General features: G+C 57.9%; 22 protein-coding genes. 7 read left to right on the plus strand and 15 right to left on the minus strand.

Annotated elements, in window-relative coordinates:
• Window positions 1–36: 36 nt before the first annotated feature.
• The 3 genes from ABUK73_RS22885 to chvI are packed head-to-tail and all read right to left on the minus strand — an operon-like array spanning window position 37 to window position 3,063.
• A complete protein-coding gene (locus ABUK73_RS22885; RefSeq protein WP_353579263.1) occupies window positions 37–501 on the minus strand; it encodes an HPr kinase/phosphorylase in 465 nt (154 codons plus the stop codon).
• Window positions 491–2,284: a sensor histidine kinase gene (locus tag ABUK73_RS22890; RefSeq protein ID WP_353579264.1), complete on the minus strand. Its 1,794-nt coding sequence runs from the start codon at window positions 2,282–2,284 to the stop codon at window positions 491–493. The genes ABUK73_RS22885 and ABUK73_RS22890 overlap by 11 nt, the downstream gene beginning before the upstream one ends.
• 53 nt (window positions 2,285–2,337) lie before the next feature.
• Window positions 2,338–3,063 carry a two-component system response regulator ChvI gene (gene chvI, locus ABUK73_RS22895; RefSeq protein WP_103587306.1) on the minus strand — a complete coding sequence of 242 codons (726 nt, stop codon included), beginning with the start codon at window positions 3,061–3,063 and terminating at the stop codon, window positions 2,338–2,340.
• 339 nt (window positions 3,064–3,402) lie between these two features.
• Here chvI and ABUK73_RS22900 point away from each other — a divergent pair, with 339 nt between their 5' ends.
• A complete protein-coding gene (locus ABUK73_RS22900; RefSeq protein WP_353579265.1) occupies window positions 3,403–5,013 on the plus strand; it encodes a phosphoenolpyruvate carboxykinase in 1,611 nt (536 codons plus the stop codon).
• A 113-nt stretch (window positions 5,014–5,126) separates the two neighbouring features.
• Window positions 5,127–5,561: an alternative ribosome rescue aminoacyl-tRNA hydrolase ArfB gene (gene arfB, locus ABUK73_RS22905; RefSeq protein ID WP_353579266.1), complete on the plus strand. Its 435-nt coding sequence runs from the start codon at window positions 5,127–5,129 to the stop codon at window positions 5,559–5,561.
• Window positions 5,562–5,582: 21 nt separating this feature from the next.
• Here the strand turns inward: arfB and coaA are convergent, their stop codons facing one another.
• The 7 genes from coaA to hisB all read right to left on the minus strand — a co-directional run bounded on the left by coaA (window position 5,583) and on the right by hisB (window position 10,267).
• The gene (coaA, locus tag ABUK73_RS22910) at window positions 5,583–6,566 is read right to left on the minus strand and encodes a type I pantothenate kinase (protein WP_353579278.1); all 984 of its coding nucleotides are present in this window, start codon (window positions 6,564–6,566) and stop codon (window positions 5,583–5,585) included.
• Window positions 6,567–6,580: 14 nt separating this feature from the next.
• Window positions 6,581–6,904 carry a phosphoribosyl-ATP diphosphatase gene (locus ABUK73_RS22915; RefSeq protein WP_353579267.1) on the minus strand — a complete coding sequence of 108 codons (324 nt, stop codon included), beginning with the start codon at window positions 6,902–6,904 and terminating at the stop codon, window positions 6,581–6,583.
• Window positions 6,905–6,925: 21 nt separating this feature from the next.
• Window positions 6,926–7,702, minus strand: a complete 777-nt coding sequence (hisF, locus tag ABUK73_RS22920) for an imidazole glycerol phosphate synthase subunit HisF (protein ID WP_353579268.1) — start codon at window positions 7,700–7,702, stop codon at window positions 6,926–6,928.
• Window positions 7,699–8,448 (minus strand): 1-(5-phosphoribosyl)-5-[(5-phosphoribosylamino)methylideneamino]imidazole-4-carboxamide isomerase, encoded by a 750-nt coding sequence (gene hisA, locus ABUK73_RS22925; protein ID WP_353579269.1) that lies wholly within the window; start codon window positions 8,446–8,448, stop codon window positions 7,699–7,701. The genes hisF and hisA overlap by 4 nt, the downstream gene beginning before the upstream one ends.
• 1 nt (window position 8,449) lies before the next feature.
• Window positions 8,450–9,100, minus strand: coding sequence for an imidazole glycerol phosphate synthase subunit HisH (gene hisH, locus ABUK73_RS22930; RefSeq protein WP_353579270.1), 651 nt, complete (start codon window positions 9,098–9,100; stop codon window positions 8,450–8,452).
• Window positions 9,101–9,102: 2 nt separating this feature from the next.
• Window positions 9,103–9,594 carry a DUF2628 domain-containing protein gene (locus tag ABUK73_RS22935; RefSeq protein WP_353579271.1) on the minus strand — a complete coding sequence of 164 codons (492 nt, stop codon included), beginning with the start codon at window positions 9,592–9,594 and terminating at the stop codon, window positions 9,103–9,105.
• Window positions 9,595–9,670: 76 nt separating this feature from the next.
• On the minus strand, window positions 9,671–10,267 hold the full coding sequence (hisB, locus tag ABUK73_RS22940) for an imidazoleglycerol-phosphate dehydratase HisB (RefSeq protein WP_113087344.1): 597 nt from the start codon (window positions 10,265–10,267) through the stop codon (window positions 9,671–9,673).
• A 199-nt stretch (window positions 10,268–10,466) separates the two neighbouring features.
• On the opposite strand from hisB, the gene hslV reads away from it, so the two are divergent.
• From hslV to ABUK73_RS22960, 4 genes are all read left to right on the plus strand, one after another.
• Entirely contained in the window at window positions 10,467–10,991 is a 525-nt protein-coding gene (gene hslV, locus ABUK73_RS22945; RefSeq protein WP_113087343.1) for an ATP-dependent protease subunit HslV, read from the plus strand.
• Between the two features lie 78 nt (window positions 10,992–11,069).
• Window positions 11,070–12,377: an ATP-dependent protease ATPase subunit HslU gene (gene hslU / locus ABUK73_RS22950; RefSeq protein ID WP_353579272.1), complete on the plus strand. Its 1,308-nt coding sequence runs from the start codon at window positions 11,070–11,072 to the stop codon at window positions 12,375–12,377.
• 149 nt (window positions 12,378–12,526) lie between these two features.
• A complete protein-coding gene (locus ABUK73_RS22955) occupies window positions 12,527–13,480 on the plus strand; it encodes a DUF1402 family protein (protein ID WP_454892409.1) in 954 nt (317 codons plus the stop codon).
• A 127-nt stretch (window positions 13,481–13,607) separates the two neighbouring features.
• The gene (locus ABUK73_RS22960) at window positions 13,608–15,764 is read left to right on the plus strand and encodes a malate synthase G (RefSeq protein ID WP_353579273.1); all 2,157 of its coding nucleotides are present in this window, start codon (window positions 13,608–13,610) and stop codon (window positions 15,762–15,764) included.
• A gap of 107 nt (window positions 15,765–15,871) precedes the next feature.
• Here ABUK73_RS22960 and ABUK73_RS22965 read toward each other — a convergent pair whose 3' ends face one another.
• Window positions 15,872–16,555, minus strand: coding sequence for a L,D-transpeptidase (locus ABUK73_RS22965; RefSeq protein ID WP_113087341.1), 684 nt, complete (start codon window positions 16,553–16,555; stop codon window positions 15,872–15,874).
• Between the two features lie 184 nt (window positions 16,556–16,739).
• Between ABUK73_RS22965 and ABUK73_RS22970 the strand changes: the two genes are divergently transcribed.
• Window positions 16,740–17,225: an MmcB family DNA repair protein gene (locus ABUK73_RS22970; protein WP_353579274.1), complete on the plus strand. Its 486-nt coding sequence runs from the start codon at window positions 16,740–16,742 to the stop codon at window positions 17,223–17,225.
• A gap of 3 nt (window positions 17,226–17,228) precedes the next feature.
• Here ABUK73_RS22970 and ABUK73_RS22975 read toward each other — a convergent pair whose 3' ends face one another.
• The 4 genes from ABUK73_RS22975 to ABUK73_RS22990 form a co-directional block, all read right to left on the minus strand.
• Entirely contained in the window at window positions 17,229–17,819 is a 591-nt protein-coding gene (locus ABUK73_RS22975) for an ActR/PrrA/RegA family redox response regulator transcription factor (protein WP_113087339.1), read from the minus strand.
• Window positions 17,820–17,882: 63 nt separating this feature from the next.
• A complete protein-coding gene (locus ABUK73_RS22980) occupies window positions 17,883–19,190 on the minus strand; it encodes an ActS/PrrB/RegB family redox-sensitive histidine kinase (RefSeq protein ID WP_353579275.1) in 1,308 nt (435 codons plus the stop codon).
• Window positions 19,191–19,248: 58 nt separating this feature from the next.
• Complete coding sequence (gene hrpB, locus ABUK73_RS22985) at window positions 19,249–21,726, minus strand: ATP-dependent helicase HrpB (RefSeq protein ID WP_353579276.1); 2,478 nt, start codon at window positions 21,724–21,726, stop codon at window positions 19,249–19,251.
• Between the two features lie 13 nt (window positions 21,727–21,739).
• The gene (locus ABUK73_RS22990) at window positions 21,740–22,687 is read right to left on the minus strand and encodes an ornithine cyclodeaminase family protein (RefSeq protein ID WP_353579277.1); all 948 of its coding nucleotides are present in this window, start codon (window positions 22,685–22,687) and stop codon (window positions 21,740–21,742) included.
• Between the last annotated feature and the right edge of the window lie 287 nt (window positions 22,688–22,974).

Consider the following 22,974-nt stretch of genomic DNA (forward strand, 5'->3'; position numbering starts at 1 on the left):
ATACGAAGCGCAAGCCCCAAATTGCTGCATATCCGTTCACATTCCCTTGGTTATGAAAAGATTCTGAGCAAGTGCAGCAAATTTTCCATAGGGCATGATGCTGTCACGGGGAATGCGCAGCAACGGCAAGCCTCCGCCACCCGGTAGTTCCAGCATCTCGTTTTCAGGCGGCAGGCGAGGCGTTTCCGCCGAAAGAACGGTGGTGATGGCGTAATGAATCGGTGCCGATGCCACGCTTTTCATCGAGATGATCCCGCTGCCGCGCAGCTCCAGCAGACCGGCAATCGACGGCGGTCGCTGTGCGATCACCACGCCATCGCGGCATTTCAGAAACACCTGATCGTCCGCGACGAGCGCCGTTTCTAAGCCGCAACGTTCTGCTTCCGTCATGAAACTGAAGGCGAGTTCGCTTTTGCCGCTGCCGGATGGTCCGACGAACAGCAGGCCCGTCTGGCCGATCACGATGGCGGTGCCGTGATAATTGGTGGGCTCAGCGCTCATGGCTGGTTGCAGCGGCAGGAAGCGACAGGCTGAAGCGTGCACCGGAGATGACGCCATATTTGTCGATGATGTTTTCTGCTCTCAGGCTGCCGCCATGGGCTTCGGCAATCTGGCGGCTGATGGACAGGCCAAGACCGGAGTTCTGGCCAAAGCCTTCGCTGGCCGGGCGGTCCGTATAGAACCGTTCGAAGATGCGGTCGATGTCTTCGGCCTGAATGCCGGGACCATTGTCCTCGACACGCACGATGCAGCGGTCTTTCTGGCGCAGCAGATGTACGAAAATCCGCCCGCCATCCTGCGAGACGAAAGAACGTGCATTTTCGATGAGGTTTGTGACGATCTGGCCGATCCGCAGATCATGACCATTTACGATATAGCTGACCTTGGTGCCGGGCTTGTGATCGACGGCATAATCGATCGTGACGCTCTTCTTCTTGGCGCTGATCTGTCGGGAAATTTCGACCAGATTGCTGAGCAGCACTTCGAGATCGACCGGGGAGGCGTCCACACGCGCCAGTTCCGCATCCAGCCGCGAGGCATCCGAAATGTCGCTGATAAGGCGGTCGAGACGGCGCACATCGTGGAAGATGATTTCCGTCAGACGCTGCTTCGATTCCTCGGTTTTGGCGCGCGGCAGGGTTTCCACGGCGCTGCGTAGCGAGGTCAGCGGGTTTTTAAGCTCATGGCTGACATCGGCCGCAAAGCTTTCAATGGCATCGATCCGGTCATAAAGCGCATTGGTCATTTCACGCAAGGCGATGGACAAATTGCCGATTTCATCCTGACGAGCGGAAAAGTCGGGAATTTCCTCGCGCGCCTTGGCCCCGCGCCGCACGCGGATGGCAGCAGCCGAAAGGCGTCTGAGCGGCGTAGCGATGGTGGAGGATAGGAGAAGCGACAGCACGATATTGACGAGCGTGGCGATGCCGAAGACGCGCATGATGGCGAGCCGTTCGGCATGCACGATCTTGTCGATATCACCCGCCTGCGTGGACAATAACAGCACGCCGAGAACGGCGCGGAAACGCTGCACCGGCACGGCGACCGATACGATCAGCTCACCTTTTTCCGTCACGCGCACAACAGCGCCGCGAACGCCGGTCAAGGCATTCATCACTTCCGGATAGATGGAGCCATCACCACCGGGCGTTTCCTTGTAGAGCGGCAGGCTGCTGGGCTGCAGCATGCGGTTGAAGACGCTGGCAAACCAGTCGCCCCATGTCTGGGTTTCGGGCGTCACCGGCGGCAAGTCGTAGCGCAGCACTTGACCGCGCGAATAAAGGTGACGCGAATCGAGCAGCAGATTGGCATCCGCATCGAACAGTCGGGCGCGCGTGCGGGTGGGTGAAATCAGCCGCCGCAGAACAGGCGCCACGCGTTCCGGGTTGATCGGGAAGCTCAGATCTTCGTCATTGGGAACCGGCGTAATGCTCTGGCCCGCCTGCAATTCCAGCAGCTTTTCAGGATTGATGGTGATGGAATTGGTATCGACCGAGGCAGAGGCGGAGACGGCGCCGGCAATGATCTCGCCCTGTGTCAGCAGGCTTTCGACGCGGGCATCGATCAGCCCTTCACGAAACTGGTTGAGGTAGAGAATGCCGCCGACGAGAACCACGGTGGCCGCGACGTTGAAGAACAGAATACGCCGGGTCAGGCTGGAGAAGACGGCATTGCCAAAAATACGCCGGACAATCGTCAACGGATGAATACGATACCGCCGACCGCTTTCACGGTCGTCGGCATCGGTATGATCCGATACGCTTTCCTGCGCTTTATTCAGCAACGTCGTTCCTCAGCGCCGCTATTGCTGCGGCGTCATCGTGTCTGCGCCTCGTCTCAGGCTGCTTCGCGGAAGCGATATCCTACACCGTAGAGCGTTTCAATCATATCGAAGTCGTTATCGACCAGTTTGAACTTCTTGCGAAGACGCTTGATGTGGCTGTCGATGGTGCGGTCGTCCACATAGACCTGCTCGTCATAGGCGGCATCCATCAGCGCATCACGGCTTTTCACGACGCCCGGACGCTGTGCCAGCGAATGAAGAATGAGGAATTCCGTGACGGTCAAAGTTACCGGCTCACCCTTCCAGGTGCAGGTGTGACGCTCCTGATCCATGGCAAGCTGGCCGCGTTCCAGTGTGCGGGCCTGCTGATCCGCCGTCGGCTTCAGCGGGCTTGCGCCGGGTACGGCGGCATCGCGGCTGCTGGCGCGGCGCAGGATGGCCTTGACGCGCTCGACAAGCAGGCGCTGCGAGAAGGGCTTGGTGATGAAGTCGTCGGCACCCATTTTCAGGCCGAACAGCTCATCGATTTCCTCGTCCTTCGATGTGAGGAAAATAACCGGCAAATCCGATTTCTGGCGCAGCCGGCGCAGCAGCTCCATGCCGTCCATGCGCGGCATCTTAATATCGAAGATGGCCAGCTGTGGTGGGCGTGCAACGAGCCCATCCAGAGCAGACGCTCCATCCGTATACGTTTCGACCTTATAACCTTCTGCTTCCAGCGCGATCGAGACCGAAGTCAAAATATTTCGGTCATCATCCACAAGCGCAATCGTCTGCATAATATTGGTCTCCATCGTCATTCATCAATACTCCCGACATCCACCCCAGCCAAGGTTGCGCGCCGTGAGCCTTTCTCATGAGTATAAAGGTGGAACAAATTGTGGCAAACGGAAATACGCATGGTTGCGGGCAGTCCGTGGCACGAAATTTTGCGCAGACGGATATTATCGGTTTCAATCGCCGACTAAACCGATTTAAAATGAAATAAAATCTTTTAAATCGATTAATATATTGAAATTATTGAATTATTTAAAATAACTCACTTGTCTTTTTGGAAAGCACGGATTAATTTCCGTGAAAATTTCAATGGCTTTGTCTTAAGAAAAAGGAATGCGCCCATGAAGGAAGCTGGAGTACATAATCCTGAAAATGGAGTGTCGGCACTTGGTCTGGCTGGCGTTTCTGCGGTTCATTACAATCTCATAGAGAGCGAACTGTACGAACATGCGATCCGCAATGGCGAAGCCGACGTTACCGCAGATGGCGCTTTGCGTGCCGTCACCGGTCAGCATACGGGCCGTTCGCCCAAGGATAAATTCGTCGTTCGCGACGCCTCGACCGAAGACAATATCTGGTGGGACAACAACAAGCCGCTGTCGCCAGAGCATTTCGACATCCTCCATAAGGACATGCTCGCGCACGCCGCAGGCAAGACGCTCTATGTGCAGGATCTGATCGGTGGTGCCGATGAAGACAATGCGCTTCCAACCCGCGTCGTGACCGAACTTGCATGGCACGGCCTGTTCATTCGCAATCTGCTGATTCGTCCAGCCCGCGAAAAGCTTGGCACCTTCAAGCAGAAGCTGACCATCATCAACCTGCCGAGCTTCAAGGCCGATCCGGCCCGCCACGGCGTTCGCACCGAAACCGTCATTGCCTGCAACCTGACCAAGGGCCTGGTTCTGATCGGGGGTACGTCTTACGCTGGTGAAAACAAGAAGTCGGTCTTCACTGTTCTCAACTATCTTCTGCCGGCAAAGGGCGTTATGCCCATGCACTGCTCCGCCAATGTTGGCGCGGATGGTGACACTGCCGTGTTCTTCGGCCTGTCGGGCACCGGCAAGACCACGCTGTCTGCCGATCCTTCGCGCACACTGATCGGCGATGACGAGCATGGCTGGGGCGAAGACGGCATCTTCAACTTCGAAGGCGGCTGCTACGCCAAGGCCATCAAGCTTTCGGCGGAAGCCGAGCCTGAAATCTATGCCGCGACCCGCCGCTTCGGCACGGTTCTTGAAAACGTCGTTCTCGATGAAAACCGCGTTCCGGATTTCAACGATACATCGCTGACGGAAAACACCCGTAGCGCCTATCCGCTGCACTTCATTCCGAATGCATCGGACACCGGCCTTGCCGGTCACCCCAAGACGATCATCATGCTGACGGCGGATGCCTTCGGCGTTCTGCCTCCCATTGCCCGGTTGACGCCGGAACAGGCCATGTACCACTTCCTGTCCGGTTACACGGCCAAGGTGGCCGGCACGGAAAAGGGTGTGACGGAGCCGGAAGCAACCTTCTCCACCTGCTTCGGCGCACCTTTCATGCCGCGCCATCCGGCAGAATACGGCAACCTGCTGCGTGATCTGATCGGCAAGCATGGCGTTGATTGCTGGCTGGTCAACACCGGCTGGACCGGCGGTGCCTACGGTACCGGTAAGCGCATGCCCATCAAGGCAACCCGCGCTCTCCTGAGTGCAGCCCTGACCGGCGAGCTAAAGAATGCCCAGTTCCGCACCGATGCGAATTTCGGCTTTGCCGTACCGACATCGCTCGAAGGCATCGACAGCGGTATTCTCGATCCGCGCTCGACCTGGGCAGACGGTGCCGCTTACGACGCGCAGGCCAAGAAGCTTGTTTCCATGTTCGTCACGAACTTCACCAAGTTCGAAGACCATGTGGACAGCAAGGTGCGCGATGCAGCCCCCGGCCTGCTGATTGCTGCTGAATAAGAAATCCAGATTTTGGATTCACGTGAAACCCGGCATCGTGCCGGGTTTTTCGTTTGGTCCCTGCGGTTTCCATTCGCCATGATCTGTGGCATCACCGCTGCCGGAGAAAGAACATGGCCAGTGCAGCACTTTATATCAGCAACAGAATAACGATTGCCGGATGGGAACTGACGGAGCAATTCGTGCTGGCTGGTGGTCCGGGCGGGCAGAATGTCAACAAAGTCTCGACCGCCGTTCAGCTGTTCTTCGATGCTGCAAATTCCCCGTCGCTTTCGGAGCGCGTCAAAACCAACCTCATTCGCCTTGGCGGAAGGCGGGTTTCGAAAGACGGCGTGTTGATGATCGAGGCCAACCGGTTTCGCACGCAGGAGCGTAACCGCGAAGATGCGCGGGAACGGCTTAAGGAACTGGTCCTCAAAGCCGCAGAACCGCCACCGCCGGTGCGCAGGGCTACCAAGCCCACCAAAGGCTCGATTGAGCGGCGGCTGAAGGAAAAGTCTGGGCGCTCGGATATCAAGAAAATGCGGGGAAAACCCGAGAAAGACTGAGGCTGCTGAAAGTGACTGACTTTAAAGCTTTCTGAGCGCCACCGTATCGATCAAATGATTCTGCCCCTTGCGCAAAATCAGGTCCGCGCGCGGACGCGATGGCAGAATGTTCTGCTGCAGGTTTTTGAGATTGATGTTTTGCCAGAGGCCTTCGGCAATCGCCAGCGCTGCTTCCTCCGAAATCGTGGCATAGCGATTGAAATAGGAAGACGGATCGCGAAACGCCGTCTGCCGCAAATTCATGAAGCGGTTGACGTACCAGTTGTGGATCAGGCTTTCATCAGCATCGATATAGATCGAAAAGTCGAAGAAATCAGACACCATCGGCACGATCCGCCCGCCGGCTGGCAAATCGCGCGATTGCAGCACATTGATGCCTTCGAAAATCAGAATATCCGGGCGGTCGATGGTGGTGAACTCATTGGGCACCACGTCATAGGTCAGATGCGAATAGCGCGGTGCCTTCACATCCGGCTGGGCCGCCTTGATGGCCGAGAGAAAGCGCAGTAGCGAGCCGATATCGTAGCTTTCCGGAAAACCCTTTCGGTCCATCATATTTTCCCGACGCAAAACCTCGTTGGGATAGAGAAAACCATCGGTCGTGATGAGATCGACCTTCGGACTGGATGGCCAGCGGGCCAGAAGCTCTTTCAGAATACGGGCAGTGGTCGATTTGCCAACCGCAACCGATCCCGCGATGCCGATCACGAAGGGGGTCTTGTTGACATCCGCCATGTTGAGGAACTGGTTGCGCTGCTGAAACAGCAGTTGTGATGCCTCGACATGGGTGGAGAGAAGGCGAGACAGCGATAGATAGATACGCCGGACTTCATCCAGATCGATGGGGTCATCGAGCGAGCGCAGGCGTTTGACCTCATCGCCAGCCAGCGTCATCGGCGTATCGGCGCGAAACTTGGACCACTCTTCCGAGCTGAAGAAGTGATAGGGCGAATATTCATCGGGGCGGAAATGATCGAGCGTGTTTGGCATGCCTTGTCCTCCCATGCGTGCCACGGTCGTCATGTATTGGGCCTCGATTCCTTTTCCTGCAGGCCGGATTGCCCGGTGCGGCGCTCAAGCTCCGCATAGACATCCGCCAAAGGAATATCGGCGATCTTTAGCACCACCAGCAGGTGATAGAGCAGATCGGCAGCCTCATCGGTGAGGTTCTTGCGATCGTTGGAAATCGCGGCAATTACGGTTTCCACCGCTTCTTCGCCAAGCTTCTTGGCGGCGCGAGGCTGGCCTGCGGCAACAAGCTTCGCCGTCCAGGATTGATCCGGTGAGGCGCTTGCGCGTTCCGCCACGATGCGCTCCAGATCGGAAAGGGAAAAATCACTCATCTCTCAATACCTTAAGCGAGATCAATCGAGGCGCATGGCAATGCCGTGATCGGCCATATAGGCCTTGGCTTCACCAATGGAATAGGTGCCGAAATGGAAAATGGAGGCAGCAAGCACAGCCGTCGCATGGCCATCCTTCACGCCAGCCACCAGATCATCAAGCGTACCGACACCGCCGGATGCGATAACGGGCACGCGAACCTGATCGGCAATCGTGCGGGTCAGTGCGATGTCATAACCGCTCTTGGTGCCGTCACGATCCATGGAGGTGATGAGCAACTCTCCCGCACCACGCTCCACCATCTTAATGGCAAACTCAACGGCGTTGATGCCGGTCGGCTGGCGACCGCCATGGGTAAAGATTTCCCAGCGATCCGTTTCACCTGCGGCTGACACCTTCTTGGCATCGATGGAAACGACAATGCACTGGTTGCCGAATTTATCCGCAGCCTGCGCCACGAAATCCGGGTCTTTCACCGCAGCGGAGTTGATCGACACCTTGTCTGCACCGCATAAAAGCAGCTTGCGAATATCGCCGACGGCACGAACGCCACCGCCCACCGTCACCGGCATGAAGCAGTGATCGGCTGTGCGGGACACGACATCGAAAATCGTATCTCGGTTGTCGGAGGACGCCGTGATATCGAGGAAGCAAAGCTCATCAGCACCGGCAGCATCATACGCCTTGGCGGCTTCCACCGGATCACCGGCATCGATCAGATCGACGAAGTTGACGCCCTTGACGACACGACCGTCTTTGACATCGAGACAGGGAATAATGCGGGCTTTCAGTGTCATGCGCGAGCCTCCCCGTTTTGAGTGGCTTTGATCAGCGCCAGTGCCTCGACCGGATCGATGCGGCCATCATACAGCGCGCGGCCGGAAATCGCGCCTTCCAGTTTGGCCGCATCCGGCTCCAGCATACGCTTGATGTCATCCATGGAGGCAAGGCCGCCCGAGGCGATGACGGGGATGGAGACGGCATTTGCCAGTTCCAACGTCGATGCCCAGTTGATTCCGGCTAAAATGCCGTCGCGGTCGATATCGGTGTAGATGATGGCGGCAACGCCGGCACCTTCGAAACGTTTGGCAAGCTCGATCACACCAAGCTCGGACGCTTCCGCCCAGCCTTCCACGGCAACCTTGCCCCCCTTGGCATCGATTCCGACTGCGACCTGTCCGGGAAAGCGCTTGCAGGCTTCAATGACGAGAACCGGATCGCGTACGGCAACGGTGCCGAGAATGACGCGGGCAAGGCCACGGCTCAGCCATGCTTCGATATGATCGAGCGTGCGAATACCACCGCCCAGCTGAACGGGATTCTTAGTCGACTTCAAAATAGCATCGACGGCATCGCCATTCACGGTCTGGCCTGCAAAGGCACCGTTAAGGTCCACCACATGCAGCCATTCAAAGCCCTGATCTTCAAAGGCTTTGGCCTGAGCGCCGGGGTCTTCGTTGTAGACGGTGGCCTGCTCCATATCGCCAAGTTTGAGGCGAACGCACTGGCCATCTTTGAGGTCGATTGCGGGAAATAGGATCATGTCAGGGCTTCCAGCGCAGGAAATTCGAAATCAGGGCAAGGCCGAGTGTCTGGCTTTTTTCCGGGTGGAACTGCGCGCCGACCTTGTTGTCGCGACCGACGAAGGCCGTCATCGCGCCACCATAACTGGTGGTGGCGATGACGTCTTCGGCGTGCTTTGCCGCAAGATGGTAGGAATGGACGAAATAAGCGTGCAGCCCGTCCGTGCCGGTCTTGATGCCATCGAAAAGCGGGTGAGGGCGGTGCAGTTCCAGTGTGTTCCAGCCGATCTGCGGGATTTTCAAGCTGGGATCGGACGGCGTCATCTCCACCACGTCGCCCTCGATCCAGCCTAAGCCTTCGCTCGTCGTCTTTTCCAGACCGCGCGATGACATCAGCTGCATGCCGACACAGATGCCGATGAAGGGGCGGGCCTTGTTTTCGACGGCTTCGATCAGTGCCTCATGCATGCCTGCGACGGCATCGAGGCCCGCACGGCAATCCGCATAGGCGCCCACGCCCGGCAGAACGATACGGTCCGCGGAGGCGACGTTCTCCGGCTTGTCGGTCAGATCGATGGTCGCATCGATACCGGCTTCACGCGCAGCGCGCTCGAATGCCTTGGTCGCCGAGCGAAGATTGCCCGAGCCGTAATCGATAATTGCCACACGCATACTCAGCGCCTTCCATTCAAATCGAACTGAAACGACCCTGCCGGGTCGCTCGGTCTGTAACCGCTGTTCTTCCGGTCCTGTTTCCAGTCCGGCTGCGGAATTGTGTTGGCCTGCGCGATGTCTTCATATGGCAGGTTGGAAAAATACATGTCTTCGGCTGTCGCCAGATCAGGTGCTGTGACGACATCCTTCAGCGCCCATCCTTTTGCGACAAGATGTCGAACAACGATGTTGCGGCCTTCGAATCCGGCTATCAGACCCGCAGCAAGCGCAAACAGCGCGCCGGTTACCGCAAAGCCATCCAGCCCCGAAACCTGACTGGCCGCCACCTGGAAGATCACGATGCCGATGGCGACCCACCACAGACGCTGAACGGCAAACCAAACCCAGGGAAACAGAAGCGCAAGCCAGGAAAAGCGATCAGCGATGAACCGCGTCGAGCGATGATCGCGATCCGGGCCGCCGGGTGCTTCCAGAACCAGATAAGATGTCATCGGCTTTCCTGACAATGCTCACAGCGATGGATAAGAGGGCAATTGCCTCGACACCACCATGACGAATTCATCTAGCTCAGGCCAGCATGCCCTTTGTCGAGGGAACGCGATCTGCCTGACGTGGATCGATCTCGGTTGCCGTGCGCAGAACGCGGGCAACCGCCTTGAAGCAGGTTTCGGCAATATGGTGGTTGTTGGCACCATAATGGTTCAGAATATGCAGGGTAATGCCGGCATTCTGAGACAAGGCCTGAAAGAATTCGCGCACCAGTTCGGTGTCGAAAGTGCCGATCTTGGGTGCGGAGAACGCAACATTCCAGACCAGAAACGGACGACCGGAAATATCGACGGCGGCCTTGGTCATGGTTTCGTCCATGGCAAGGTCGAGCGAGGCGTAACGGGTGATACCGCGACGGTCGCCCAGTGCCTTGGAAATGGCCTGACCGATGGCGATGCCGGTATCTTCGACGGTGTGGTGGTCATCGATATGCAGGTCACCCTTTACATCGATCTCCATGTCGATGAGGGAATGGCGGCTGAGCTGGTCCAGCATATGATCGAAGAAGCCCACACCGGTGGAAATCTTCGACTTGCCTGTCCCGTCGATGTTCACGCGTACGGAAACGTCTGTTTCATTCGTTTTGCGGGAAATCTCAGCTCTACGCTCTGCCATCTGGCTGCTCCGTATCAATATTGGCGTTCCTTATCAGCACAGCCGCCAAATATCCAGCCATTACATTGCCTTGCCGCATCGCACCCCGGTGCAGAGGCGCTCGCGGATTTGCAATCGCAAAAACGGGACTTACATAGACTTCGAACAGGATCGCAGGGGCGGTCCGCGTAACGCCCTTCCAAGGGCAAACAGGTGTTTGATGACAACGATTATTACTGTGAGAAAGGGCGGCAAGGTCGTCATGGCCGGTGACGGTCAGGTCAGCCTCGGCCAGACGGTGATGAAGGGCAATGCCCGCAAGGTGCGCCGCATCGGCAAGGGCGAAGTGATCGCCGGTTTTGCCGGTGCCACGGCTGACGCTTTCACGCTGCTCGACCGTCTTGAGAAGAAGCTGGAGCAATATCCCGGCCAGCTGATGCGCGCAGCCGTCGAGCTCGCCAAGGATTGGCGCACCGACAAATATCTGCGCAATCTCGAAGCCATGATGCTGGTGGCCGACAAGTCGATTACGCTGGCCATTACCGGCAATGGTGACGTTCTGGAGCCCGAACATGGCGCCATCGCCATCGGCTCTGGCGGCAACTATGCGTTCGCCGCAGCCCGCGCGCTGATGGATTCGGAAAAGTCTGCGGAAGAGGTCGCGCGTCAGGCGCTCGATATCGCTGCCGATATCTGCGTCTACACCAACCATAATCTCGTGATTGAAACGCTCGACGCAGAGTAAGCTGCGCCCTTGAAACTGATGGGTTCCGTGGGCCGGGCCAAGGCGGCTGGCCGCAACGGAAACGCCGAAAGGAATGAAATGACGACTTTTTCTCCCCGCGAGATTGTCTCGGAACTGGACCGTCACATCATCGGCCAGCATGATGCCAAGCGTGCCGTGGCGATTGCGCTGCGCAACCGCTGGCGTCGCCAGCAGCTGGATGACAGCCTGCGTGACGAGGTCATGCCGAAAAATATTCTGATGATCGGGCCGACCGGTGTCGGCAAGACCGAAATTTCCCGCCGTCTGGCCAAGCTTGCCGGTGCGCCTTTCATCAAGGTCGAAGCCACCAAGTTTACCGAAGTGGGTTATGTGGGTCGCGATGTCGAACAGATCATCCGCGACCTCGTGGAAATCGGCATCGGCCTCATCCGCGAAAAGAAGCGCGTGGAAGTGCAGGCTAAGGCGCATGCCAGCGCCGAAGAGCGCGTGCTGGATGCGCTTGTCGGTCCAACATCTTCCCCAGCGACCCGCGACAGCTTCCGCAAGAAGCTGCGGGATGGCGAGCTGGACAAGAAGGAAATCGATATCGAAGTTGCCGATACGGGCTCAGGCATGCCCGGCTTTGAAATTCCCGGCATGCCTGGGGCCAATATCGGCGTTCTCAATCTTTCCGACATGTTCGGCAAGGCCATGGGCGGGCGCACCAAGAAGGTCCGCACATCCGTCGAGAAATCCTATGCCGATCTGATCCGCGACGAATCCGACAAGCTGCTGGACAATGAACTCATCCAGCGCGAAGCGATTAAGTCGGTGGAAAATGACGGCATCGTCTTTCTGGACGAAATTGACAAGATCGCCGCGCGCGATGGCGGCATGGGTGCCGGTGTGTCGCGCGAAGGCGTGCAGCGCGATTTGCTGCCGCTGGTGGAAGGCACGACGGTTTCCACCAAATATGGGCCGGTTAAAACCGACCATATTCTCTTCATCGCGTCCGGCGCGTTCCATGTCTCTAAACCATCCGATCTTCTGCCGGAACTTCAAGGCCGCCTGCCCATCCGCGTGGAGCTGAAGCCGCTGACCAAGGAAGATTTCCGCCGGATTCTGACCGAAACCGAAGCGAGCCTTATCCGCCAGTATATCGCGCTGATGGCAACGGAAGAGTTGAACCTGGAATTCACCGATGACGCCATCGACGCTCTGGCCGATGTCGCGGTGCATCTCAATTCATCCGTCGAAAATATCGGGGCGCGTCGTTTGCAGACCGTGATGGAGCGGGTGCTGGACGAGATTTCCTTCAATGCGCCTGACCGCAGCGGTACGGCGGTGAAGATCGATCAGGACTACGTCAAGCAACATGTTGGCGATATCGCTGCCGATACGGACCTGTCGCGTTACATTCTCTAAAATATTCTGGAGTGCGGCAAATCTTGCCGCACTCTTATTTTACTTGCCTTCTCTCGACATCTGGCCACGCTTTTCGCTAATGAAAGCGTTAACGGCTCTTGAAAGAAATGGTCCGGTGACCGCACCGGCCGAGAAAAAGGCATCCGCTCGTGCGTAAAACTCTTCTGGCATTGGCCGCTATCATGGTCTTTGGCGCGGTCTCGCAATCTTTTGCGGACGCTGCAACGGTGGTGCCGCCCGGCAACCGCAATGCCGAACAGCCAGACGTTCCAGGATCTTCGGCGCGGCGCACCAAGGGGTCCAACTCCACCTTCGACCGGAAATACCAGAAAGTTTTCGATCTGCTGTCCAGCGACAAGCAGCTGATTGCCAAGATTAAATCGACGGCCAGCCGTTATGGCATCGATCCGATCCACATGGTCGGCGCCATCGTCGGCGAGCACACCTATAATGTGGACGCCTATGACCGGCTGCAATCCTACTACGTCAAAGCCGCATCCTATGCCGGAAACAGCTTCCGTTTCGGGTTTAAGGACGAAAGCATTGCGCAGTTTCTGACCCATTCCCAATTTGCCAAATGCGAGGCCAAGCGCGATTCCGCCAGCCTCTGGACCTGCCGGGAAGATGTCTGGGACGATAGTTTCCGCGGCAAAAAAGTCGATGGCGTCAGCTATCCCGACAATCGCTTCAGTGCCGTGTTCTTCCAACCCTTTTATGCGGGCCAGACCTTTGGCCTCGGCCAGATCAACCCGCTGACGGCACTGATGCTGTCGGATTCCGTTGCCCGCGTCTCCGGTTACGAAAAGCTGGACGAGAATGACGCAGCGGCGGTTTACACGGCCATCATGGACCCGGATCGGTCGCTGGCCTATATGGCAGCCGCCATTCGCAAATCCATCGATGATTACAAATCGATTGCCGATATGGATATTTCCAAAAATCCTGGCCTGACCTCGACGCTCTATAATCTCGGTGGATCGCAGCAGCGTGCCGCTGTTCTCGCCCAGAAGAACCGTCAGAGCGGATCGACTGTCTGGCCGGAAGAGAATTATTATGGCTGGCTGGTCAACGAGAAGTTGCCGGAGCTTCAGAAGCTTCTCTAATCTTTGGAACAGGTCTTTTTGATTGTTTCCAAAAAAGAAAAAATCTTTGGCAGTCGCTTGTGATTGACGAGATAGGCTCTGAGCGTCCACTCTTGCGGTTAAGATAATCGACAAGGGAGCTACCAAGGTGAGCCGCATTGAACAGCACGGTCTTTCGATTGATGAAACGCTTTATCATTTTCTGAAAGATGAGGTCCTGCCGGAAACCGGTGTGGAGGCGAAGGCGTTCTTCGCGGGCTTTTCTCAGATCGTTCACGACCTTTCCCCGAAAAACCGTGAGTTGCTGCAAAAACGCGATGGTTTTCAGGAGAAGCTGGATGCGTGGTATCGCGACAATGGCGCACCGGTTGACCTTGCAGTCTATGAGGCCTTCCTGCGTGACATCGGCTATCTGCTGCCGGAAGGCGATGCCTTCAAGGTCAACACGGCAAATGTCGATCCGGAGATTGCCCGCCTTGCAGGCCCGCAGCTTGTCGTGCCGGTCATGAATGCGCGTTATGCGCTGAACGCCGCCAATGCCCGCTGGGGTTCGCTCTATGACGCGCTTTACGGCACCGATGCGATTTCGGAAGAGGATGGTGCCGAGAAGGGCAGGGGCTACAATCCCAAGCGTGGCGCAAAGGTTATCGCATGGGCGCGGGAGTTTCTCGATCGCTCCGCACCGCTGGCGAATGGCAGCTGGGCCGATGTCTCCGGTTTCAAGATCCTTGATGGCGTGCTGGAAGTCGGTTCGGGCCGCCTGGCCGATCCCGCACAGTTCGCCGGCTACGAAGGCGAGGCATCGGCTCCGTCTTCTATCCTGCTGAGTAAGAACGGCCTCCATGTCGAAATCGTCATCGATAGATCGACCGATATCGGCGCAGGTGATGCGGCTGGTATTTCCGATGTCATCCTCGAATCGGCGCTGACGACGATCATGGATTGCGAGGATTCCGTCGCGGCTGTCGACGCTGACGATAAAGTCGTTGCTTACCGCAACTGGCTCGGCCTGATGCGCGGCGATCTGACGGAAGAGGTTGCCAAGGGCGGCAAAACCTTCACCCGCCGTCTGAATGCCGACCGCAATTATACCGCCCCGGATGGTTCGGCGCTCACGCTACCGGGTCGCTCTTTGATGCTGGTCCGCAATGTCGGCCACCTCATGACCAATCCCGCGATACTCGACCGCGATGGACGGGAAATCCCTGAAGGCATCATGGATGCGGTCGTGACGGGCCTCATCGCGCTTTACGATGTCGGTCCTAATGGCCGCCGCCAGAATTCGCGCGCCGGTTCCATGTATGTAGTGAAGCCGAAGATGCATGGGCCTGAAGAAGTGGCCTTCGCCTCGGAGATTTTCAGTCGCGTCGAAAAGCTGATCGGCATGGCACCCAATACGATCAAGATGGGCATCATGGACGAGGAGCGTCGCACGACCATCAACCTTAAGGAATGCATTCGCGCCGCCAAGGATCGTGTGGTCTTCATCAATACCGGCTTCCTTGATCGCACTGGCGATGAAATCCACACATCGATGGAAGCAGGCCCGATGATTCGCAAGGGCGACATGAAGCAGGCTTCCTGGATCGCAGCCTACGAAAACTGGAATGTCGATATCGGTCTGGAATGCGGCCTGTCCGGCCATGCCCAGATCGGCAAGGGCATGTGGGCCATGCCAGACTTGATGGCGGCGATGCTGGAGCAGAAGATCGCCCACCCGAAAGCCGGTGCCAACACTGCCTGGGTTCCGTCACCAACGGCGGCGACGCTTCACGCCACGCATTATCACAGCGTTGATGTCGCATCGGTTCAGAGCGGGCTGAAGACACGCGAACGCGCCAAACTCTCGGATATCCTCTCCGTACCGGTCGCCGTTCGCCCCAACTGGAGCGCCGAGGACATTCAGCTCGAGTTGGACAACAATGCGCAGGGCATATTGGGTTACGTCGTGCGCTGGGTCGATCAGGGCGTCGGCTGCTCGAAGGTGCCTGACATCAACAATATCGGCCTGATGGAGGACCGCGCAACCTTGCGCATCTCCGCCCAACATATGGCAAACTGGCTGCGCCACGGCGTGGTTTCTCAAGAGCAGATTATCGAGACGATGAAGCGCATGGCGGCTGTCGTGGATGGCCAGAATGCAGGTGATGCCGCCTACACGCCCATGGCCGGAAACTTCGAAAACTCCATCGCCTTCCAGGCCGCCGTCGAACTGGTGCTTGAGGGCAGGGTGCAGCCCAACGGTTACACCGAACCAGTCCTCCACCGCCGCCGTCTGGAGCTGAAGGCAAAGCAGGCGTCGTAAGGAATCAACGCCTCCGTCATCCCGCAGCACGTGCGGGAGGCATCTGCAAACAAAAAAAAGCCGCCGGGAAGGTCCACGGCGGCTTTTCATTTGATGGATAGGTGATCTTACTGGATCACGATGACCTTGGAGCTGCGGCCTGGGCGGATGCGGCTGTAGAGGTCGATTACGTCCTGGTTGATCATGCGAATGCAGCCAGAGGAAGCGGCGGTGCCGATGGAGGCCCATTCCGGCGAACCGTGGATACGGAAGAGGGTGTCCTGACCCTTTTCGTTGAAGAGATACATGGCGCGCGCACCAAGCGGGTTGGTGAGGCCTGGACCCATGCCGTTCTCGACGTAACGGGCGACATCAGGCTTGCGTTCAGCCATTTCCTTTGGCGGATGCCACATGGGCCATTCCTGCTTCCAGGCCACATAGGCTTCACCAGCCCATGCAAAGCCCTGCTTGCCAACGCCGATGCCATAACGCACAGCCTTGCCGCCTGGCAGGATGTAATAAAGGAAGCGCTCGCGGGTGTTGACGATGACGGTGCCTGGCTTTTCCGGCGTCTCGTAGCTCACGATCTGGCGGTGGAAACGCTTGTCCACGCGGTTGATCGGAATAGCTGGCAGGGCGTAACCCGCATCGGTCGTTGCGCCATAGACTTCGTCGCCGAAGATCTGAGTCGTTTCAACATAGGCAGGGGCAGCGGCGGTAGCAGGCGTAGTCGTGGTCGATGTCGAGGCGCAACCGCCCAAAGCAAGTACCGACGACAGACCGAAGGCAGTCAAAAAAGTGCGAAGGCGCATAGTGTTCTCGCGGGAAATATCGCCATTTCAGGCGATGCATGATGCTCTATTGAATAGATGGGTTATTTTCGATTAATCTTGAATTGGCAAGCCGTTGCACCGCAGCAAGAGAATATGACGCGCGAAATTGCGGCTTGATGGCCTTTTTGCAACATGAGAAGGGACCGTTTCCCCGGATTTATCCATGACTATTCTTTCGATCGTCAACAACAATCCGTTAATCGACGGGCGCCAATCTGAAAACGCGATGCTGGTGCGTCGCGGCGTGCAGATATTGCTGAATGAAATGCGTCATTCGGTGCTGCCGGAACTACCGCTTTCCAGCGGCAGACGGGCGGACCTGATCAGCCTGTCGGTCAAGGGCGAGATATGGATCATCGAGATCAAATCCTCCATCGAGGACTTTCGCGTGGATCGCAAATGGCCGGATTATCGCCAGCATTGCGACCGCCTGTTCTTCGCCACCCATAATGGCGTGCCGCTCGATATCTTTCCGGAGGACTGCGGACTGTTCGTTTCCGATGGCTATGGCGCGCATATGCTGCGCGAAGCACCGGAGCATAAATTGCCATCAGCGACCCGCAAATCGCTGATGCTCGATTTCTCCCGCACCGCCGCCCGGCGTCTGTTGATGGCCGAATGGTCTACGGGCAAGGATTATTCCGACTGACGATTACTTCGGCGCGCGCTTTGCCAAAATGCGCTGCAAGGTGCGTCGGTGCATGTTGAGGCGCCGGGCCGTCTCGGAAACATTGCGCTCGCACATTTCATACACGCGCTGAATATGTTCCCACCGCACCCGGTCTGCCGACATCGGGTTTTCCGGCAGGTCCATCTTATCGCCTTCGCGCTGGGTTAGGGCGTTAAACACGTCATCCGCGTCGGCAGGCTTGGCCAGATAATCCAGCGCACCTAGCTTAACTGCCGTCACCGCCGTTGCGATATTGCCGTAACCGGTCAGGACCACAATCTGCGTATCGTCGCGATGCTGACGAATGGCTTCGATGACTTCCAGGCCGTTGCCGTCGCCCAGCCGCAAATCCACCACGGCATATTTCGGCGGCGCCAGCTTCGATTTCGCAATGCCTTCGCTCACTGATTCAGCCGTTTCGACGGTAAAGCCACGGGTTTCCATGGCGCGTGCAAGGCGGCGCAGAAACGGGCCATCATCATCGACAATGAGAAGCGACGTGTCCGGCCCGATTGGGTCGACACCCTCTGGTGCCACAGCCTCGGCTCTGTCTTCCTGTTTGTCGTCACTCATCCCAGCGGTCTCCGGCAGTCTTCATTGGATGTAGACCTTATTACGCCTGCCAGCGTCACAAAGTCACTGGCCCATCTTATCGTCCATAATCGCGCGTGGCCAGACAACCGTCACTCTTGCCCCTGCGGCATCTGGTCCACGGTTCTCGAAGGTCAACGATGCGCCGGAGCGTTCCAGCAGCGTCTTGGCGATGAAAAGCCCCAGACCCAATCCGCCAGCCCGCGTTTCATTCTGGCGTTTCGTGACATAGGGCTCGCCGATCCGCGCCAGAATATCCGGCGCATAGCCCTGACCATCGTCTTCAATCACGACCTTCACCTGCTGAGGGTCATAGGCGGAGGTCACAGTGACTGACTCTCGGGCATAATCGACAGCGTTTTCTAGAAGATTGCCAAGGCCGTAGATGATCCCGGCATTGCGCGCGCCAACAGGCTCGCCGCTGCGACTACTTTTTTCGACCAGACGAAGCTTGATACCAAATTCGCGGTGCGGGGCCATGACCTCTTCGATGAGGGACGATAGCGGAAGCCTGCGCAAATGCTCTTCGCCTTCCGCCGAAAGCGATGTCAGCCGGCGAAGAATATCGCGGCAACGTTCGCTCTGGCTGCGCAACAGCGCTACGTCTTCGCCGAAACGCTCGTCCTTGCCCAGTTCTCGCTCCATCTCCTTCGCCACAACGCTGATGGTGGCCAAGGGTGTGCCAAGTTCGTGAGCGGCTGCCGCCGCAAGTCCGTCCAGCTGCGACAGATGCTTCTCCCGCTCCAGCACCAGTTCGGTTGCCGCCAGCGCATCCGCCAGCTGGTTTGCCTCATGCGAGACGCGATAGGCATAAAAGGCGGCAAACAGCATCATGGCGACGATAGAGCACCAGATACCGACATGGATGATGAGCTGGATCGGCAATGTCTCGCCGGGATACCAAGGAACCGGGAAGGGCGAAAACGCAATGGCAGTGACGCAGACCAGCGCGAAGAGTAGCAGCATCAGGGAATGTTTCATCGGCTGCGAAGCAAAAGCAATGATGACCTGCACGCAGATCAGCGGCGCAAACGGGTTGGAAAGCCCGCCGGTGATGTAGATGAGAGCCGTCAGCTGTAGCAGATCGAAGGCGAGAAGAAGCGTGGCTTCCCAGGGTTCCAGACGATAGGTAGCCGGAAAACGTGCCGACAGAAACAGATTGGCAACCGCTAGCGCGCCGATCAGCACCGCGCAGGTCAAGAGCGGCAGTGGGAAGTTTAGCCCGAACGCAACGATCAGGATCGTCGCGCTCTGCCCCACCACCGCCAGCCAGCGCAGCCAGACAATGGTTTGCAGGCGAATGTGACGGCTGGCACGGCCAAGCCGCGTGTTTTCTTCTGGCTGGGCTGCCATCCGCCCGTCTCCTCTAGAGCATGTCTCGCAAAAACCATGCATCATGCAAAAATAACAACTATGTTCCGCGTGGTTTGACGCGATTGGTCGGTTGCGCCGAAGCCGGATCTTCCGGCCAGGGGTGGCGCGGATAGCGTCCGCGCATATCCGCACGCACATCTTTCCACGAGCCTGCCCAGAAACCGGGCAAATCCCGTGTCGTCTGTATCGGCCTGTGCGCGGGCGAGGTCAATTCCAACAGCAGTGGCAATTTGCCGCCCGCCACCGCCGGGTGCTGCTTCAGGCCGAAAAGCTCCTGCACACGGATGGTCAGCGTCGGTTCTTCACCGTCATAGCTGATCGGATGCTTCTGCCCGGTCGGCGCTTCGAAATGCGTGGGCAGCAGTTTGGACAGTTCCCGCTGGGCCGAGTGAGGAACCAGCGACAGAAGCCCGTCCATGATGCCGCCGGATCGGATATCCTGAATGCTCTTGGCATCATGCTGGAACGGCACGAACCATTCATCGAGCCGCGCAACGAGTGCATCGTTGCTCGTATCCGGCCAGGGATCGCCAATGGTCCGGTGCAGAAAGCCCAGACGCTGGCGCAACTGCTGCGCTTCTTTCGAGAAGGCAAGAATGTTCAGCCCGTATTCGCGAATGCCATTGGCAAGAGCCTGCGCTGCTTTCTCTCCACTCGGTTTCCCAAGCGGCGTTTCCTCCAGTATAATTGCACCGATGCGGGTAACACGACGGGCGCGAACCTGACCGCTCGCCTTATCGAAAAACAGCTGATCTTCTTTTCGAATGGCATCCGGCAAATGCTCTTCCACATCCTCTCGCCGTATCGAGGCCGCCGCCAGAATGCGTGGCTGCGCGGCCCGCCCCGTCACGTCGGCGACGACGAGCATTTTCTCGGTCGCCAGACGCTCCGTCTCGGCAAGCTCCGCACCGCGCCCATTCGCCATGACATAGCGCCCGCGTCCACCACGCTGAAAGGCAATGCGGTCAGGATAGGCGTGCAACAGAAGCTCTCCCGCAGTTACGGGATCACTGGACGCACTTTGCGCCGCTCCGCCGGAGGAGGCGATCCGTTTCGCCAGACCCTTGGCCGCGGTGGCGCGTTCGCCTTTTTCCTGTCTGAAGCGGCGAAGTCTCTCTTCCAGATCGAGATCGCTGCCGCCAAGTCCCTGTTCGGTCAAAAGCACCGCCAGCATCGCCGCCTCATGGCCATGCCCGGCCTCTTGCGCAGCAATGACCATGGCCGACAGGCGAGGGGGCATCGCCAATTCCCGCATTTTTTTGCCGCGTGGTGTGATCGCGCCGGTTTGATCTAAGGCACCAAGGCTCACCAGCAGACTGCGGGCTTCGCGAAGCGCGGTTTCCGGCGGTTGGTCCAGAAAGGCAAGCGAAGCGGGATCGGTCACACCCCAATGGGCGAGATCAAGCGCAAGGCCGGAAAGATCGCTCGCCAAAATCTGTGGCGGCGTGAACGCGGGCAGCGCCGCCGTCTGGCCCGCGTGCCACAGGCGGATTGCGATACCCGGTTCGGTTCGCCCGGCGCGTCCCGCACGCTGATCCGCCGAAGCGCGGGAAACCTTGACCGTTTCCAGCCGCGTCATGCCGGTGGATGGCTCGAACACCGGAAGCCGCTGCAAACCGCTGTCGATCACCACCCGCACGCCATCGATGGTGATGGAGGTCTCGGCAATCGAGGTGGCCAGCACGATCTTGCGTCTGCCCGCCTCCGTCGGCCTTATCGCCGCATCCTGTTCCTTCTGGGAAAGATTGCCGTAAAGCGGGATGACGCTCGTCTCCGGCCCAAACCGACCGTCCAGCCGCTCCACCGTGCGCGTAATCTCACCTTGGCCGGGCAGGAAGGCAAGGATCGACCCGCTTTCAGAGCCGTGAGCCTCTATAATGGCCCTTGCAACCCTGTCTTCTATCCGCTCCTGTCCTGTGCGCTCATCATAACTCACATCGATGGGAAAACTGCGGCCCAGACTTTTGATGACAGGCGCGCCCTTCAACAGAGCACTGATCCTCTCGACATCCAGCGTGGCCGACATGACGAGAATGCGCAGGTCTTCGCGAAGGCCTGCCTGAACATCCAGAGCCAAGGCGAGACCGAAATCGCCATCGAGAGAGCGTTCGTGAAACTCATCGAAAATGACGGCAGATACACCTTGTAATTCCGGGTCATCCAGAACCATCCGGGCAAAGACACCCTCCGTCACCACCTCGATCCGGGTTTTCGCGGAGATACGGTTATCGAGCCGCATGCGATAGCCCACAGTCTCGCCAACGGTTTCCCCCAGCAAGGATGCCATACGGCTGGCGGCTGCCCTTGCCGCAAGCCTGCGCGGTTCGAGCAGAATGATCTTGCCATCCCCGCGCCAAGGCTGATCCAGCAGATAAAGCGGCACCAGCGTCGTTTTGCCTGCACCCGGCGGCGCGGAAAGCACGGCCTGACCGCGCTCATTCAACGCCTCGCCGATCTCGGCAAGCACGTCGCTCACGGGCAGGGTTGGCAGCGCTCGCGCTTCAGTCTGTGTCATGCCACTCACGAATTCAGTTCTTTGCCTTGACGCTTTCATAAGCGAGAATTGCACCCGCCAGATCTTCCAGCGCAGCACCCACGGATTTGAACAGCGTGATTTCGTCGTCACCGCTGCGCCCCTGATAGCGCCCTGACACGAGATCGGAAAGCTCCGCGCGAAGATCGCCGCGTGTAATGACACCCGCCTCAAGTGGCTGAACGATATCGCCACCCTCTTTCAGCGCGCCATCGAATGTATCGACATAAAGCGTGGCACGCTTGACCGCCACGTCGTCGCTTTCCCGCATGGACGGTTTGAAGGCGCCGACCAGATCGAGATGCGCGCCAGGCCTCAGCCATTCCCCCTTGATTAGGGGTTGTTGGGAAAGCGTCGCGCAGGAGATGATATCTGCGGCGCGCGCGGCCTGCTCCAGATCGGTGCAGGCCTTGGCATCGAAGCCGAGCTGGCGTGCCTCTTCCGCAGCCTTCTCAGCCGCATCGGAATTACGTCCCCATATATGGAAGGAGGTTAGCGGTCGTATCGTGGCATGAGCCTGCATCAGGTTCAGCGACAGACGTCCAGTTCCCACCATCAACATGGAAGACGCGTCCTTGCGGGCGAGATATTTCGCAGCCAGCGCCGAAGTCGCCGCTGTGCGCCGCGCCGTCAGCTCCCCACCTTCGATTGCTGCCAGCATCTCGCCAGTCTTGCCGGAAGACAGTAGATAGGTGCCAAAAATGGCAGGCAGCGACCGCAAACTGTTATCAGGGAAGACCGACAGGATCTTCACCCCCATATAAGACCCAGGCACCCAGGCGGGCATCATCAACAGCGTGGCGGCATTCTCACCAGGTACCTCCACATCATGATGGTGCCGCACCGGCATCACGCAGCCACCCTTAAACATGCTTTCTATTGCATCGATAAGGGCGGGCCATGGAAGGGCGCTACGTGTTTCTTCTCGGTTGAGAACCAGCATGACAAACTCCCGGTTTGATGATCGAGAGTGACCTTAGCAATGTCGCATTGTCTGGTGAAGCTGGGGCAGCCAGATGGTTTGGAAAATGGGCGCTTTATAGAGCGTCAGAACGCAATTTTTACCTGAAATACGAAATAACCTCATCACATCAATCACTTAACACTTTTCTGTAATTTCTTCAAAGTGTGCTGTTGACTATCTCGGAGGTGTTCCTCTATAAGTCCGCTCACTGACGAGGGCGGCGGCGCTGCTAGCGACGATGTCCTTCGTTCTAGAGAAAACTGAAG

Origin of the sequence: Agrobacterium vacciniicorymbosi (assembly GCF_040427045.1) — a bacterium.
In the GTDB taxonomy this organism is placed as follows: Bacteria; Pseudomonadota; Alphaproteobacteria; order Rhizobiales; family Rhizobiaceae; genus Agrobacterium.